15 protein-coding genes are annotated in these 14,998 nt (G+C 59.8%); 5 read left to right on the forward strand and 10 right to left on the reverse strand.

All coding sequences use genetic code 11. The annotated features are described in order from the left end of the window. Positions 1-439: 439 nt before the first annotated feature. From ISP18_RS16225 to ISP18_RS16245, 5 genes are all read left to right on the forward strand, one after another. Positions 440-718, forward strand: a complete 279-nt coding sequence (locus tag ISP18_RS16225; RefSeq protein WP_380014281.1) for a hypothetical protein — start codon at positions 440-442, stop codon at positions 716-718. Beyond that, positions 715-1,719: a diphosphomevalonate decarboxylase gene (mvaD, locus tag ISP18_RS16230; protein WP_380014284.1), complete on the forward strand. Its 1,005-nt coding sequence runs from the start codon at positions 715-717 to the stop codon at positions 1,717-1,719. Before ISP18_RS16225 ends, mvaD begins: the two co-directional genes overlap by 4 nt. A 401-nt stretch (positions 1,720-2,120) precedes the next feature. After that, positions 2,121-3,158 carry an alpha/beta hydrolase gene (locus tag ISP18_RS16235; protein ID WP_380014287.1) on the forward strand — a complete coding sequence of 346 codons (1,038 nt, stop codon included), beginning with the start codon at positions 2,121-2,123 and terminating at the stop codon, positions 3,156-3,158. Positions 3,159-3,383: 225 nt separating this feature from the next. After that, positions 3,384-3,917 (forward strand): DUF6630 family protein, encoded by a 534-nt coding sequence (locus tag ISP18_RS16240; RefSeq protein ID WP_380014290.1) that lies wholly within the window; start codon positions 3,384-3,386, stop codon positions 3,915-3,917. A gap of 121 nt (positions 3,918-4,038) precedes the next feature. Next, positions 4,039-4,974: a bifunctional helix-turn-helix transcriptional regulator/GNAT family N-acetyltransferase gene (locus ISP18_RS16245; RefSeq protein ID WP_380014293.1), complete on the forward strand. Its 936-nt coding sequence runs from the start codon at positions 4,039-4,041 to the stop codon at positions 4,972-4,974. Between the two features lie 94 nt (positions 4,975-5,068). On the opposite strand, the gene ISP18_RS16250 is transcribed toward ISP18_RS16245, so the two are convergent. From ISP18_RS16250 to ISP18_RS16295, 10 genes are all read right to left on the reverse strand, one after another. Then, the gene (locus ISP18_RS16250; protein WP_380014296.1) at positions 5,069-5,788 is read right to left on the reverse strand and encodes a class I SAM-dependent methyltransferase; all 720 of its coding nucleotides are present in this window, start codon (positions 5,786-5,788) and stop codon (positions 5,069-5,071) included. 31 nt (positions 5,789-5,819) lie between these two features. Then, entirely contained in the window at positions 5,820-7,058 is a 1,239-nt protein-coding gene (gene flgL / locus ISP18_RS16255) for a flagellar hook-associated protein FlgL (RefSeq protein ID WP_380014299.1), read from the reverse strand. Positions 7,059-7,070: 12 nt separating this feature from the next. Then, complete coding sequence (flgK, locus tag ISP18_RS16260; protein ID WP_380014302.1) at positions 7,071-8,966, reverse strand: flagellar hook-associated protein FlgK; 1,896 nt, start codon at positions 8,964-8,966, stop codon at positions 7,071-7,073. A 110-nt stretch (positions 8,967-9,076) separates the two neighbouring features. Next, positions 9,077-10,036, reverse strand: a complete 960-nt coding sequence (gene flgJ / locus ISP18_RS16265) for a flagellar assembly peptidoglycan hydrolase FlgJ (RefSeq protein WP_380014305.1) — start codon at positions 10,034-10,036, stop codon at positions 9,077-9,079. Further along, positions 10,036-11,130 carry a flagellar basal body P-ring protein FlgI gene (locus ISP18_RS16270; RefSeq protein ID WP_380014309.1) on the reverse strand — a complete coding sequence of 365 codons (1,095 nt, stop codon included), beginning with the start codon at positions 11,128-11,130 and terminating at the stop codon, positions 10,036-10,038. Before ISP18_RS16270 ends, flgJ begins: the two co-directional genes overlap by 1 nt. A gap of 176 nt (positions 11,131-11,306) precedes the next feature. Beyond that, complete coding sequence (flgH, locus tag ISP18_RS16275; protein ID WP_380014312.1) at positions 11,307-12,002, reverse strand: flagellar basal body L-ring protein FlgH; 696 nt, start codon at positions 12,000-12,002, stop codon at positions 11,307-11,309. A 9-nt stretch (positions 12,003-12,011) separates the two neighbouring features. Then, positions 12,012-12,797 carry a flagellar basal-body rod protein FlgG gene (flgG, locus tag ISP18_RS16280; protein WP_380014315.1) on the reverse strand — a complete coding sequence of 262 codons (786 nt, stop codon included), beginning with the start codon at positions 12,795-12,797 and terminating at the stop codon, positions 12,012-12,014. 3 nt (positions 12,798-12,800) lie between these two features. Continuing rightward, on the reverse strand, positions 12,801-12,956 hold the full coding sequence (locus ISP18_RS16285; protein ID WP_404559531.1) for a hypothetical protein: 156 nt from the start codon (positions 12,954-12,956) through the stop codon (positions 12,801-12,803). Positions 12,957-13,017: 61 nt separating this feature from the next. Next, positions 13,018-13,758, reverse strand: a complete 741-nt coding sequence (gene flgF / locus ISP18_RS16290; protein WP_380014318.1) for a flagellar basal-body rod protein FlgF — start codon at positions 13,756-13,758, stop codon at positions 13,018-13,020. Positions 13,759-13,764: 6 nt separating this feature from the next. Continuing rightward, positions 13,765-14,988, reverse strand: a complete 1,224-nt coding sequence (locus ISP18_RS16295) for a flagellar hook protein FlgE (RefSeq protein ID WP_380014321.1) — start codon at positions 14,986-14,988, stop codon at positions 13,765-13,767. Between the last annotated feature and the right edge of the window lie 10 nt (positions 14,989-14,998).

The raw sequence follows: 14,998 nt of genomic DNA on the forward strand, positions 1-14,998 counted from the left end.
GATGCTGACGGCATTAAGAGCACCAAGGAGTCACTCGTTTGGTAAGCCCCGGGCAATCGGCATTAACTGGATACCCAACGCAGCTTTGTACGCCGACGCATGTAATGAGATGTGAAACTTCAGTGCCGGCGCCTTTATGTCACTGAAGTAACCTGGCGCACTTCTTTGTATCTGTTTAGGGCACAGTACAATAACGGTATCAGGTTGACTTATCCCACCTACGGGTCCTGATATCGCGCCGCCTTGAAGGTGAATTGGGACGCACATCACTTGTGCGATCACATCATAGGTCTAGCGTTATCGTGAGATCACGCAGCGCCACTGGAAAATTTTTTTCCACAAAACAAGCGATTCTCTTCTCCTCGAACATCAACGTCATTGCACTGAGTTAGGTCCGTGACACTTCTTGGCTGTGCGTTAGTCGACATGAGAATAGATCATGGCAATGGCATCGATCATCAATGTCAGATTCGAAGAAGTAGCATCATGCTTGCCGGCGAACTATCGGCGTTTGCAGCGCAATCGTCTGTTCGGGATGTTCGACGCACACATAGTTGGAGCAGATCGCCTTGTTAATGTGATGCGTCGCTATGAGCCCTGCTTCAAACCACGGAGTGTCGTGCTGCTCAGCGCTCAGCATGCGATTCGTGAAGTCGAGTGCGTAGACAGTATCGCGGCACTACTCGCCACTTTGGGACACTCCCTGGAGTCGGCATGAAGAAGATCACTGCCGTGGCCGGCGCGAACATCGCGCTTATCAAGTACTGGGGAATGCAGAACGCCGAGCGTGTGCTCCCCGCCAATCCATCGATTTCGATGACTTTGCGGCATTGCGTATCGCACTGCACCGTTGCGCCACAGGACGACCCAACAAGCGATGACCAAGTGGAGTGGTTGAACGATGCCGGCGACCTTGAACCGGCAGCGCCGATGTTTCGGGATGGGGTTCTAAGACATATCGAACGGCTGCGAAGGCACACCCACAAATCGGGGGCCTTACGTGTTGCTACAACCAACAATTTTCCCACCGGTGCGGGGATTGCGTCGTCGGCATCGGGGTTTGGAGCATTGACGGTGGCGACCTGTGCAGCTCTTGGCTGGTCTGCCAACCCTGCTGAACTGTCGCGCTTCGCGCGCCTGTCTGGCTCGGGGTCGGCGGCACGCTCGGTGTTGGGTGGTTTCGTCGAGTGGCCGAGCGACCCCAGAGATCCAGAAAGCGCGGCGCGCCAGTTCGCGCCGCCCGATCACTGGCCTTTGTGCGATCTCGTCGCCGTGATCGACCCGGCACATAAAGCCGTCAGTTCGCTGGAGGGGCACCGACGCGCCCCCAGCAGCCCGTATTACACACGCCGATTGGAAGTTTTGCCCGATCGCACGAGGCGTGTACGCGACGCGCTGCTCGCACACGACTTTACGCATTTCGCACAAGCCGTCGAAGAAGAGGCTATTGATCTCCATCTGATCGCGATGTCGGCACGACCCCCGATGTTCTACTGGCAACCGGGGACAGTCGCCGTGCTCGATGCGGTGCGCTGCCTGCGTGCCGATGGCCTGAACGCCTGCGCCACGATCGATGCCGGACCGAACGTCCATGTGTTATGCATCGCGGCGCACGCGGGACAGGTGCAGCAGGCGTTGACGGAGGTTCCCGGCGTACGAACGATCATCGCTGACAAGGTTGGCGACGGACCACGTTTTGCCGATAAACACTTGTTTTAGGCTGGCACGGGAAGCGCTACAGCAGGCATGATCATCGTTCTGGCCTTGACGAAGGTCTTTGACTCCAGTTTTGTGACCCCAGTTTTCGAACTAGCGTATTGCTGGGACTGCCATCCCAGCCTACGCGCTTTATAACAGCAAAACTGCTCGATCCATCTTCGCTTTTTACACCAGAGCAAATGGCTTCCTGCATCCGCTGGAATGACGGCCATACATAGGCTGGATGCAATCCCAGCATCGCCATCCGGCATAAGCTGGGATTGGCATCCCAGTATCTACATGTGAGATGGCACTCGCGCAGCTTGCCGTCCGTAAACTAGACTCGTGAACACTCGCAGCTGCATTTGTTTCGCGTGAAGGCAATCACACCCAGCGCACTCCATGCCTGACAAGGTTAGAGTATGAAACGGCTGATCTTCCTGCTGATGTTCTTAACCATGCCAGCTTGGGGCCAACCAGCTGGCACCATCAAACAGGTTTCAATTCATTCCGCGGCCTTGGCCGGAAATCTCGTCGGTGATCCCGTCGATCAGACGTTTGCCGTCTATCTCCCGCCCTCATACGAAACATCTACCAAACGCTACCCCGTAGTTTTTCTGCTGCATGGCATCGGCGACACGAACGACGTCTGGATCCACCATTTCAACGTTCCCGCCATGCTGGATAAGCTGATTGCCAGCCATGCAATCGAGGAAATGATCGTCGTCATGCCCAATGCGAAGAATCGCTTCATGGGCAGCTTCTACGCCAATTCCCCAGTCACTGGCCACTGGGAAGATTTCATCGCCGAGGAGATCGTTGCCCGCGTTGATCGTGATTTCCGAACGCTAGCCACGGCGAAGAGCCGCGCAGTCGCTGGCCTTTCCATGGGCGGCTTCGGGGCCATACGTATGGCCATGCATCGGCCGGATGTATTTTCAGTGGTCTACGCCATGAGTCCCTGTTGTTTGGACGCCGTGGAGGATATCGGCTATGGCAACAGCGCTTCCTGGAATGGAGTGCTTCGGTTCAAGACCTACAAAGATGCGGACGCGGCCATCAACAACGGTGAGTTCTATCCAGTTGCGGCGCTGGGACTATTGTCCGCAATCGATCCCAATCCTGCAGCGCCGTTGCATGTGAATATCCCGCTACAGCAAGTGGGACAGGAACTGCTGCCGAGCGAGCCTGCTTACACCGAGTTCCGCAACCAGTTCCCGCTGCAGCAAGTGAGTAGATTTCGCGACAACCTGTGCAAGTTGCGCGCTCTGGCCATCGACTACGGCTTCAATGACGAGTTCGCGCATATCCCGCCTTCAACGGCCGCATTTTCCAAAGCCCTCAGTGATGCGCACGTCCCCCACCTGCTCGACACTTATATGGGAGACCACCGCCAGCAAGTACAGGAGCGTCTGGTTACGAAGGTGTTTCCATTCCTTTCAAGAAATCTGCAGGACTGATGCGCCCTGTGTCATTCGGTTGATTTTCGGGTTGGTGCGTTACCCCGAACCACCACTCACTATGCGGGCGCCGAATTGATCGCTTCGTAGGCTGGATACAATCCCAGCAACACATCTCCTGGACGATAGCTGGCATTACCGCTCAGCCTACGCGCTAAACTGTGCTTGGCAACCAATCACCTCCGATCGCGCAACCATGTTTACCTACCTTTTCGTTGTACAACCATGAGCCCATCCGACGACGATTTCGATGCCGAGCACTCCTTCGACGAAGATGAGCATGGCGACGACTCGGTAGAGGCACGTGTCTGGCAGCTACTGCTGTTGATCAATCCAGGCGATGAGGAGACGGCATTGCAGCAGTTCGCGGTTTACCGCGATGCAGCTGGCCATGCTGATGAAGATGAGCCGATTCGGGTGATCAGTCAGGTGATCGACTGGCGCTCGGGTTTCCATGTCGACGCCGATGACACACGGACTTTGGTGCAGGCGATCGATGAGCTGACCTCGCGCTGGAATCTGTCGGTGGAATGGGATGGCGACCCTGACGATGACGACTTCCATACCGATGTCGATGTGCCGTCACTGTTCGCTACGGCCTACGACAGCCTAACTCCATACGGTTACACCTTATGGGCCTGGGAAACTGACGACGGCAGCTACGCCGGCTGGATGACGCTGACCCGTGACAACGAGCCGCTGCGTGAACTGGCTACGGCACTGGGCATCAATATGCGTTTGGGCACCGAAGTCACCTGAGTTCGACTGCACCAAAAGTGGTGTTGGCATAACGCTCTCCTCCGAAGGCCGTCGCCCACATAGTTGACTCAGTCAACTATGTGGGCGTATCGTTCCAGCATCCGGTCGCGAGGTATATCCCATGCCCATCTCCGAATCGCTCGCCCAGCAAGCCGAGGCTGTCCGCAACTTCAATCGCTTCTACACGCGCCAGATCGGCGTGCTCGATGAAGGTCTGCTCGCCAGCGCTTTCACCCTCACCCAGGCGCGCGTGCTGTTCGAACTCGGCACCCGCAAAACCGTTACGGCAAGCGAGATCGGCGAATTGCTGGGGCTTGATGCCGGCTATCTCAGTCGCATCATTCAGAACTTCATATCGCAGGGACTCATAACGCGGCAGGCCTCGCCGGAAGACGGTCGGCAATGGATGCTTTCGCTCACCAGCGAAGGCCGCAAGGCATTCCGCAATCTGGACCGCGCCTCGCACAAACTCACTGCAACCCATCTCTCCCGCCTGTCGGAACCGGGCCGGCATCGTTTGCTGATGTCGATGCAGGAAGTGCAGCGACTGCTGTCGCCGGCCAATGGCCATGGCGAGGTCATTATTCGCGGGCATCGTATCGGCGATATCGGCTGGGCTATCGAACGCCATGGGCAGCTCTATGCCGATGAGTTCGGCTGGAATGCGGAATTCGAAGCCCTCGTAGCAGGCCTATTCGCGCAATTCGTCACCCATCACGATCCCGCCATGGAACGCATGTGGATGGCCGAAGTGGATGGCGAGCGCGTCGGCTGCGTTTTCGTGGTGCGCAATGCGGACGATCCCACGGCGGCGCAGCTTCGCTGCCTACTCGTTGACCCGAAGGCGCGCGGACTTGGCATCGGCAAGCGACTGGTCGACGAGTGCATCGGCTTTGCAAAAACCGCCGGCTACACGCGGATGTTGCTGTGGACCAACGATATTCTTGCTTCCGCCCGCCGCATCTACGAAGCTGCAGGCTTTTCGCTGGTATCAGAAGAAGCGCATCACAGCTTCGGGCATGACCTGATGGGGCAGGTCTGGGCAAGGACATTGTGATGCCGTGCTTTAAGAACTGGTTGCTGTAGGGGAACAAGCGGCGGAATGTGTGGAACCGATCGCGGCGTAGAAACCAACCAAACAGCCCCGTAAATCACGACAGCTTGAACAATTTCCCAGGTACGTTCTGAAAATTGATCGCACTCGCCAGCATCGTTCCACGGTGATACGAAAAACTCTTGTCCGTGGTCGGCTGGAAGAACTCGATGAAATCCAGACTGCGCTTGCTGAGCACGAATCCGCCGATCAATGGCGGGTTCACGGCATACATCATCGGCACCAGCGCCATCATCGACGTCGCCGGCACACCGATCAGGTGTTCTTCCAGATCGCCACCTTGCTGGCTGTCCTGCGGATAGAACCAGAGCGGCGTGCTGATGAAAAGGAACGAGTCGTTGCCCATGCTGGTGAGCAGCGTTCGCAACAGCCACTTCGCGGTCTCTGCCGTCAGATGCTCGATGACGTCCAGCAGGCAGATGATGTTGTATTTGGCAAACCGGTCGGACGGAATGCCTTGCGCCAAACCATGCCAAGCATTGCGATAGATTTTTCGCTCGAACAGCGAGGGATTGTTGAAGGCACCCTCGAAGCCGTCCACGCCGTCGACTGACCAGTGCTTGATGGCCGGATGACTTTTGATCAGCTCACCCAGGCCACCCTTGCCGAAGCCGATATCGAGGACTTCGACGTTGGCCGCGTTGTCCTGCATGATGTGGAAGATCAATTCTTTGGGTGCCGCCGATTCGCCGCCAGGCAGAAGTTTGGAATCGACGGGGTCGATCAGTTGGTAATCTTTGACGATCTGCCGAAGCATAATTGGCCTTCAAGTCGAAATGGGTAATGCGTCAGCGGATGTAATCGAACAGGTTGGTGCTCTGGATCTTTGCAAACACCTGCTGTGACGCCTGCAACGCGGTTGATTGCAGCGAGAGATTGCTGATCGCCGTCGCCATGTCCACGTTTTGTACATCGGACAGCGCGCTCTTGTACGTCACGCTGAGATCGGAATAGCTGCTGCTCTGCTGCTGCAAGGTGTCGATGCGGCTGCCCACAGACACCTGCGCAGTGGAGACGCTGTTCATCGCCTGGTTGAGCGATTCGAGCTGGCGGTTCAGCGTGTTGTTGATGGAGGTCGAGCTGCCGCCACTTTGCAGCGCGGCGATCATGTTGTTGAGCGTGGTGAAAACGTCTTGCGTATTGGATGCGGTATCCGATTTCACATTCACCGTATCGCCCGAAGCCGGCGTGCCGCTCATGCTGATGCTCATGCCGTTGAAGCTGATGCTGCCGCCGTCGGTGTAGGTGCCGGTGATGGGGTTGCCGCTGCTGTCGGTAACGGGGTTGCCAGATGCATTCGTCACGCTGTAGGCACCGTTGGCGCCGAAGGTGATCGTGTCATTGATCGGGCCCGAAGCCGTCGCAGCCGTCCATGCAGCGGTATCGGTGACGCTGTTCGCGCCCACTACCAACGTGCCGGTATTGCTGCTGCCGGCGCTTGCGACGAAGGAACCGTTGCCGGCGGCCAGGTTCATGAAGATCGAGCTGCCGGCATCGCTGCTGGCCACCTGCAAGCCGCTGCCGATCGCGGTGAACGACTGCTGGTCGTTGCCGACGTAGGTCACCGCACCGGTGCTGCTGTTCTTGGCGAACGGCGTGGTCGTGGTGCTGGTACCGGCGAACAGCGCCTGCCCGTTCGCATCGGTGGTGTTGGCCAGTTGCACGAGTTGATCGCGATACTGCGTGAGCTGCGTGGCCATGTTGCTCAGGTCGGTGGACGACATGGCACCGTTGATAGCACTGAGAGCGATGTCGTTCACGCTGCTCAGCAGGTTATTGACGGAGGTGAGCGTGTTGCTTTCGGTGGATAAGCGCGTGTTGGCGCTGTCGGTATTGCTGCTGTACTGCGTGTTCTGGGCAAGGATGTGGCTCAAGCCCACGATCTGCGCGGCACCGGTCGGATTGTCGGAGGCCACGTTGATGGCGTTGCCGGTGCTCACTTCGTTCTGCGTCTGCGCCAACGCGCTCTGCTGATCGAGCATGGTGGTGAGCTGCTGTTGGTACATCCAGGAGGTAGAGATGCGCATGGGGGCCGTACCTTAACCGTATTGAATGGCAGTGATCAGACTGCTGAAGATCTGCTCGGCGGTGGTGATGACTTGCGCCGAAGCCTGGTAAGCCTGTTGGAACTGCACGAGATTGGCCGCTTCCTGGTTCAAGTTCACACCGGCGTAGCTTTGCTGCGTGCTCATCGCCTGGTTGTAGAGGCTGGTCTGCGTGGTGAGATTGGAACTGGCCTGGCTGCCGGCGGTGCCGATCTGCGCGGTGAGGTTGGCGTAGCTGGTCACCACCGAGGTTTTGCCGCCATTGAGCACACCGCTATCGGATAGCCCAGCCAGCGACAACGCGTTGCTGTTGTCGTTGAGGCCGTTGGTATTGGCCGCCACGGTGAAGCTGTCGCCACTGGCCGGCGTGCCGGTGAGGGCCAGGCTCCAGCCATCGGCAGCGATCGGCTGACCGGCGGTGTATGTGCCTGTTGTCGTATTACCTGCACCATCGGTAATCGAGTAATTGCCGCCTGCGCCGAAGGTGATCGTGGCGCCGGAAAGCAGATTGCTGTTGGCCGAGTTGGTCACGCTCACTGAACCCGCCTTGCCGGTGCCGGTATTGCTGGTCGTCGCCGAGCCCGTCAACGCTGCGGCTGCGGCGATGCCGTTCGGATCGGTCATGCTCACCGACAGCGAGGTAGAAGCACTGCGCGTCGGCTCGATTTCGTAGCTGTCACCGGTCTGCGCCGTGCCCGACACGCTGAAGGTGAGGCCATCGGCGGAAAGCGTGCCGTTGGCATTCGCCGTGAGTGCCACGTTCTGTCCACTGGTCGTCGACAACGCCCAGCCATTGGTGCCGGTGCCCGCGCCGGTGTACTTCAGCACGTAGTCGGAAGTGGTGAGCTGCGACACGTTGCTCACGGAGGCGCTCACCGTGGCGCCGCCGCTGGAATTCTTGCTCGACGGCAGCACCGTGGGCGAGGAAACGCTGAAGATCGCCTTGCCCTGCTGGCCGTTCAGATCCAAACCTGCCGCCTGTTGCCCGTTGACGCTGGAGGCGAGTGCGATCGCCGACTGACCCAGCGCATTCTGTGCAGGCTGCAGCACGGTGCTGCGATAGTTCACCAACGCGCCCAGCGTGCCGCCGCTCAGCTGCGATGTAACGTCGTTGCCGGAACTGTCGAACACATCGGTGCTGCTTGGGTCGTATTGATTCGCACCAGAGGACAGCGCATACGACTGCGTGCCGCTCACCAGCGTTCCGCCGGCCGAGGTGTACACGCTGATCGAGCCGTCGTTGTTGGTCGCTGCGGAAATGCCGGTTAGCCCGGCGAGCTGCTGCACCAGCGTGTCACGCTGATCGAGCAAGGCATTCGGGTTGCTGTTGGTACCCGCCTGTGCGATCTGGCCGTTGAGTTTGGCGATCTGCGAGGCCAGGTTGTTGACGCTGCTGACGGTGCTGCCGATCTGCTGGTTGACCTGCGTCGATTGCTGGCTGAGCTGCTGGCCGAGCGTGTTAAACACACTGGTGAGCGAAGTTGCACTGCCCAGCGCCGCCTGCCGTACCGAGGAGGAACTGGGCGAGTTCGCCACGCTGCTGAAACCGCTGTAGAAATTATCCAGCGCCGTTTGCAGGTTGCCGCTGTTGCTCAACAGGCTATTGAGCGTGCTGGTGAGGTTGTTGCTGGTGGTCGCGCCCTGCAGGCTGCTGCTGCTGCTCCACAGTGCCTGAGTCAGGTACTGGCTGTAGGCGCGCTGCACCGCCGTCACGTTCACGCCGGAACCGATGGTGTACTGGCTGTTGCTCTGCCCGATGGTTTCCGCCTGCTGCACGCTTTCCTCACTGTAGCCGCTGGTGCTGGCGTTGGCGATGTTGTTGCTGACCGTGCTCAGGGCGACCTGAGCGGCGTTGAGGCCGGAAATGCCGATGTTTAGGATGCTGGACATGGGGAGGGCATTTCCTTAGTCGATAAGCTTGCCGAAAGTGCATGCGTTCACGCCCCTCGCCCTGCTTGCAGGGGGAGGGAGTACATCGCGAAGGCCGCGGACGTTCTCGTTCATAAATTCGGCACTCCAGCCGTTTTCTTGAGCGCGTCCAACGCCTGCCGCATCACGCTACTGTTGGCGATCGCCGCCACCTTGCCCGCGTATTCCGGATCGGTGGCATAACCGCCGTCGACCAGCGCCCGGGCGTAGCCCATCACATCGTCGCCGCGGCCGCGTGCCTGGACGTAGCGCGGGTCCTTGCCGATCAGGTCGGCGTAGTCGGCCAACGATTCGGCCACGGATTTGTAGGAACGAAATTGCGCCTGCTTGCGCACGGCGATGCCGCCTTCGTATTCCAGTGTCGGTACGTTCACGCGTGAGCCGCCCCAACTGCCACCGGCCTTGATGCCGAACAGATTGAAGCTGCTGCTGCCATCGGCGTGCGCGGGCATGTGCTTGCCCCACTGCGTTTCGAGCGCGGCCTGCGCCAGCACGGTGCGCAGCGACAAGCCCAGTTCCTTCGCGACGACGCTGGCCTGCGGCGCGAGTTCGCGCACGAAGGTTTCCGCATCCGGCGGCAGCCACGCCATCGCCTTGCGCGCGGTGGAACGGGTGGCATCCTCCAGGTCGAACAAACGCTGCTTCCAGTTATCGACCATACCGGTGGTGTTTGGATCCACCGCGGCGTTTTTGTTTTCAGCACCCTGCGCCTGGCCATGCCCGCCAAGCTGGCGCACCAGCATGTCGGCTATCCCCAGGCCTTTACCGTGCTGGGAAAGACTCAACGACAGCTGCTGGTCATACATGTCCTGCCACGTATCGGTGGCCTGGCTTTCGAACAGCGGATCGCCGAAGTTCGCCTCGCGCATCGACTTCAGCAGCATCTCTGTGAACATCGATTCGAACTGCTTGGCCACGGCCGGCAGTGCGGCATTGCTGTCTGTCTCGGCTTGATGACGCAGCGCGCCGAACCCGGACAGATCTGTCCAGGTGCTTAGCGTTTGCGCTGCGACGTTGCCGAGATCAGCCATTAGATCACCACAAGATCTGCGTGAAGCGCACCAGCTTGCTTGAGCGCTTCGAGGATCGAGATCAGGTCCGTAGGCGTGGCGCCCACCTGGTTCACCGCGCGCACGATGGCATCCAGGCTCACGCCCGGGCCGAACTTGAACATGTGCGCACCTTGCTGGGTTACCGACACCGAGCTATTCGGCACCACCGCAGTCTGCCCATTGCTGAAAGGCCCCGGCTGACTGACCTGCGGCTGCTCGCTGATCGTGACGGCGATCGAACCGTGCGCGACGGCCGCGGCGCTCACGCGTACATCCGAACCGATTACCACCGTGCCGGTACGCGAATTGACGATCACGCGCGCGGGCGCATCGCCCGGCGTGACGTCGAGCGATTCGATCGCGCCCAGCCACGCAACTTTCTGGCCGGGGTCGACCGGGCCACGCACGGAGAGGGAACCGCCATCGAGCGCATGCGCCGTGCCGGAGCCGTATAGATGATTGATCGCGTCGACGATGTGGTTAGCGGTGGCGTAGTCGGCCGTGTTGAGATTCAGCACGATGTCGCCGCCGCTGTTGAAAGAGTTGGGTACCGAGCGTTCAACCGAGGCGCCGTTGGGAATACGGCCGCTAGCGGAGATGTTGATCTGCACGCTGGAGCCACTTTTGCCCGATGCACTCACGCCGCCGACCACCACGCTGCCCTGCGCCACCGCGTAGACGTTGCCGTCCGCACCGCGCAACGGCGACATCAACAGCTCGCCGCCCCGCAGGCTCTTGGCGTTACCGATCGATGCGACGGTGATGTCGATGGTCTGCCCCGGCTTGGCGAAGGGTGGCAGCTGCGCGGTGATGGTCACCGCCGCCACGTCCTTCAACTGCGGCTGGATGCCGGTGGAAGGGATCGACACGCCGAACTGTTTGAGCATGTTCTCCAGACTCTGCGTGGTGAACGGCGCCTGCGTGGTCTGGTCGCCGCTGCCGTCCAGACCGACCACCAGGCCGTAACCGACGAGCTGGTTGCTGCGCACACCGGCGACTTGGACGAGGTCGCGGATTTTGTCGGCGTGGGCGGTCGGGATGAAACCCAACATCGAGACCAACAAGGCCGCCATGATCCCAGCACCCTCTCCCCTTCGGGGAGAGGGCTGGGGTGAGGGGCCAATCTTGCGGCCATGCTCATTTTTTTTGCGATTGAAGAATGGCATGTGTAGAACCCTGAAAAACGTACTTTTCCACGAGGTTGCCCCTCACCCCAACCCTCTCCCCAAAGGGGAGAGGGAGAAAAAAATCAGAACGGCATCCACTTCGAATTGAAGAACTTCGCCAGCCACCCTTGCGTATTCGCTTCGTTCAAGGTACCGCGACCGGTATAGGTGATGCGCGCATCGGCCACGCGTGTGGAATCCACCGAGTTGTCTTGCCCGATGTCCTGCGCACGCACGATGCCGGAGATACGAATCAACTCCTGCCCTTGATTGATCGTCAGCCATTTCTCGCCGCGCACCAGCAAGTTGCCGTTCGCCAGGCGCTGCGCCACCGTCACCGTAAGCTGGCCGCTAAGCTGGTTGCTCTGCGTGCTGCTGCCGGCGCCGTCGAAGCTGTTGGCGGAGTTGAGCGTGGAATTGGCGCTCTGGCCGGCGACGCGCAACGATTGGCCAAGGATCTGCGGCGCACCGACGTTCACCTTGTCGGTCTTGCTGGTGGTGGTTTCGGATTTCTTGCTGGCCTGCATCGCTTCCACCAGATTGATGGTCAGGATGTCGCCGATGCGATGCGCACGCGCATCGTTGAACAGCTCCATGTTCTGCATGTCGTGATAGATCGAACCGTCAGCGGGCGGCGGCGACGTCTGTTCAGCTGGTGCCGTGGCAGCCCATTTCGCATCTTCCTGTTGCTGGTGCTGTTGGATAGCACCGCAGCCGGCCAGCGTCGCTGCGAGCAGCGAAACGGAAGCGATGCGCACGAACACGGAGAGGTCAGACATACATCACCATCAAGTCTTGTTGATCACGAACTGCAACATGTCGTCCACGGCGCTGATCGACTTGGAGTTCATTTCATATGTGCGCTGGGCCTGGATCATGTTGACCATCTCCTCCACCACGTTGGTGTTGGACGATTCCAGCGAGCCTTGCGCAAGCGTGCCCATGCCGTTGATGCCGGGCTGCCCGGTCTGTGCCGTGCCGCTGGACTGGGTTTCCAGGTAGAGGTTCTGGCCCATCGGCTGCAGGCCGGCGGGGTTCACGAAATTGGCAAGCTGCATCGTGCCGACCTGCGTCGTCGCGGTGGAACCGTTACTGGTAATACTGACGGTGCCATCGGTGCCGATGGTGATGCTGTTGACGTTGGACGGCAGTGTGATCGAAGGCACCAGCGGGTAGCCGTCCGCGGTGACGACCTGGCCGGTGGAATCTTCATGCAACGAGCCGTCGCGTGTGTAGGCGACCGTGCCATCCGGCAGGCTAACTTGCAGGAAACCGTTGCCCTGGATCGCCACATCCAGCGAGTTGCCGGTCTGCGTGATCGCACCCTGCGTAAACAACTTTTCGCTGCCGACCACTTTCACGCCGGTACCCAGCAGCAGGCCGGTCGGCGATTGTGTCTGCTCGGTGGTCTGGCTGCCGGGCTGGCCTTCGTTCTGATACATCAAATCCTGGAACGAGGCACGCGAGGTCTTGAAGCCGGTGGTACTTGCGTTCGCTAGGTTGTTGGAGATCACGTCCATCTGCGTCTGCTGCGCATCCAGGCCGGTCTTGGCGATCCAGAGAGAGGAGAACATGGGTTAGCTCCAGATGGGTTTGACGATGAGCAAGAGACGGCCGATCACTTGCAGGGCTACGTATTCTTCTTTGCCGTCATTCCCGCGAACGCGGGAATCCATCTTCGCTTCTTGCATCAGAGCAACGTGGATTCCCGCGTTCGCGGGAATGACGGCCATAGGGCGAGGTTCAGCTGTGACGACGGATGGGTTGCACGATGAATTCATGGCCTCGTCCCCCTTAGCTGCTCTGCAGCAGCTTGGTGCTGTCGTCTGCGTCGTCTTCCGCGGTCTTGATCGAACGCACCTGCATTTCGTACTGACGCGAGAGCGAGATCATCTTCACCAACTCCGAAGATGGATTGACGTTGCTGGCTTCCAACGCACCGGACGTCACCGTCACCGTGCTGTCGCTATCGGCGCTGCTGCCGTCGTTCATGTGCATCAGGCCATCGGTGCCCTCGGACATCTGCGTGGGATCCGGATTGACCAGCTTGATCTGTCCCACCGCGGCGATAGTGTTGGGCCCCTGCCCCATCGGCACGGTGGAAATCGTGCCGTCCTTGCCGATGGCGATCTGCGCGCTGTCAGGCACGGTGATCGGACCGCCCGTGCCCATCACAGGATTGCCGCGCGCATCGGTAAGACTGCCGTCGGCGCCCAATTGCAGATCGCCTGCACGCGTGTACCCTTCGCTGCCGTCAGGTGCTTGCACCGCGATCCAGCCCGGACCGTTCACCGCGACATCCAGCGTACGGCCAGTGTGCTGCACCGAGCCTTGCGTTTCGTCCTGTCCCACGCCTTGCGCCACCGCGTTGATACGCGTGTTGGCACCGGACCCAAGCACCGGCACGCTTTGGAACGCGCTGAGTTCGCTCTTGAAACCCACGGTGGATGCGTTGGCCAGGTTGTGGCTTACCGCATCCTGCGCACGCATCATCTGCGTGGCACCGGTCATGGCGATGTAGACGGAACGATCCATACGCTATTACCGCGACACGGCCTGGAACAGCGTTTGCGACAGCGAGTTCACCGTACCCAGCATCTGCGAATTCGCCTGATAGTCCTGCTGCGCCTGGATCATGCTGACCAACTGCGCGGTGGTGTCAGATGTGTTGGAGGTTTCCAGCTGGCCTTGCTCGATGTTGCCGTATTGGCCGACGCTGGCCGTGCCCAGCACCGCCGTGCCCGAGGATTGCGTCGCTACCCATTGGTTGTTGCCCACCTGCTGCAGGCCTTGCAAGTTGGCGAAATTGGCCACTGCGATCTGGCCGAGCTGGGTGGTCTGGTTGTTGGAGTAGATCGCCGTGACGATGCCGTTGGTGCCGATCGTCACGTTATCCAGCACACCGGCCTGGAAGCCGTTCTGGTTGAGCGTGCCTGGCGCGTATGCCGAGCCGAACTGGGTGGTGTTGGTCACGTTCACCGTCATGGTGGCGGGGAACGAAGCACCGTTGGTCGGCTGCACCGGCGTGAAACTGAGATTACCGTTGGCCGGCGTTGTCAACGCACCGGCGCTGTTGAACGTCATCGCTGCGGTGCCGGCGCTGTTGCCGTCGATGTAGAGATTCGCGTTCCAGGCGTTGTTGCCAGTCTTGACGTAATAGATCGTCGCCGAATGCGCGCCACCCTGCGAGTCGTACACGGTCAGCGTGGACGCATCGTTGTAGCTGGTCGAATCGGTCGGACTGAACGGTGTCGTGGTCGGCACGGTTGCGCCAGAGGGAATATTGGAGCTAACCGTGATCGTGCTGGTGGCAGTCGCTGCACTCTGCGCGGTATTGAGCTGCAGATTGGTGAGCGTGCTGGTGTTGAAGCCGCCCGCGGTGGTCGGCGGATACACCTGCAGGTTGGCGCCGTTGGCGGTCACCACGTAGCCGTTGGCATCTTCGTGGAACGCGCCGTCACGCGTGTACTGATTGCCGGTGCCATTGTTGACGACAAAAAAACCGTTGCCGCTGAGCGCCATGTCCAGGCTGCCATTGGTCGTTTCTAGATCGCCTTGCGAAAACTGCTGCGCAACGCCGGTGAGTTCGGCACCGCTGCCCACGGTCACCGAACTCAAATTGAGACCGGTGACCGCATACACCTCGGCGAACTGTCCGGTGGAGCCCTTGAAGCCCACCGTACCGGCGTTGGCGATGTTGTTGGAAATGATGTTCAGCTCGGACTGGGCCGCATTGATGCCGCTGAGCGCCTGATTGAGAGCCATGCTTTGTACC

It is taken from the genome of Dyella humi (genome assembly GCF_044904605.1).
In the GTDB taxonomy this organism is placed as follows: domain Bacteria; phylum Pseudomonadota; class Gammaproteobacteria; order Xanthomonadales; family Rhodanobacteraceae; genus Dyella_B; species Dyella_B humi.

Coding starts and splice junctions, on each gene's coding strand:
- ISP18_RS16225 (WP_380014281.1), top strand. CDS start 440: ATGGCAATGGCATCGATCATCAATGTCAGATTCGAAGAAGTAGCATCA.
- mvaD (WP_380014284.1), top strand. CDS start 715: ATGAAGAAGATCACTGCCGTGGCCGGCGCGAACATCGCGCTTATCAAG.
- ISP18_RS16235 (WP_380014287.1), top strand. CDS start 2,121: ATGAAACGGCTGATCTTCCTGCTGATGTTCTTAACCATGCCAGCTTGG.
- ISP18_RS16240 (WP_380014290.1), top strand. CDS start 3,384: ATGAGCCCATCCGACGACGATTTCGATGCCGAGCACTCCTTCGACGAA.
- ISP18_RS16245 (WP_380014293.1), top strand. CDS start 4,039: ATGCCCATCTCCGAATCGCTCGCCCAGCAAGCCGAGGCTGTCCGCAAC.
- ISP18_RS16250 (WP_380014296.1), bottom strand. CDS start 5,788: ATGCTTCGGCAGATCGTCAAAGATTACCAACTGATCGACCCCGTCGAT.
- flgL (WP_380014299.1), bottom strand. CDS start 7,058: ATGCGCATCTCTACCTCCTGGATGTACCAACAGCAGCTCACCACCATG.
- flgK (WP_380014302.1), bottom strand. CDS start 8,966: ATGTCCAGCATCCTAAACATCGGCATTTCCGGCCTCAACGCCGCTCAG.
- flgJ (WP_380014305.1), bottom strand. CDS start 10,036: ATGGCTGATCTCGGCAACGTCGCAGCGCAAACGCTAAGCACCTGGACA.
- ISP18_RS16270 (WP_380014309.1), bottom strand. CDS start 11,130: ATGGCGGCCTTGTTGGTCTCGATGTTGGGTTTCATCCCGACCGCCCAC.
- flgH (WP_380014312.1), bottom strand. CDS start 12,002: ATGTCTGACCTCTCCGTGTTCGTGCGCATCGCTTCCGTTTCGCTGCTC.
- flgG (WP_380014315.1), bottom strand. CDS start 12,797: ATGTTCTCCTCTCTCTGGATCGCCAAGACCGGCCTGGATGCGCAGCAG.
- ISP18_RS16285 (WP_404559531.1), bottom strand. CDS start 12,956: ATGGCCGTCATTCCCGCGAACGCGGGAATCCACGTTGCTCTGATGCAA.
- flgF (WP_380014318.1), bottom strand. CDS start 13,758: ATGGATCGTTCCGTCTACATCGCCATGACCGGTGCCACGCAGATGATG.
- ISP18_RS16295 (WP_380014321.1), bottom strand. CDS start 14,988: ATGGCTCTCAATCAGGCGCTCAGCGGCATCAATGCGGCCCAGTCCGAG.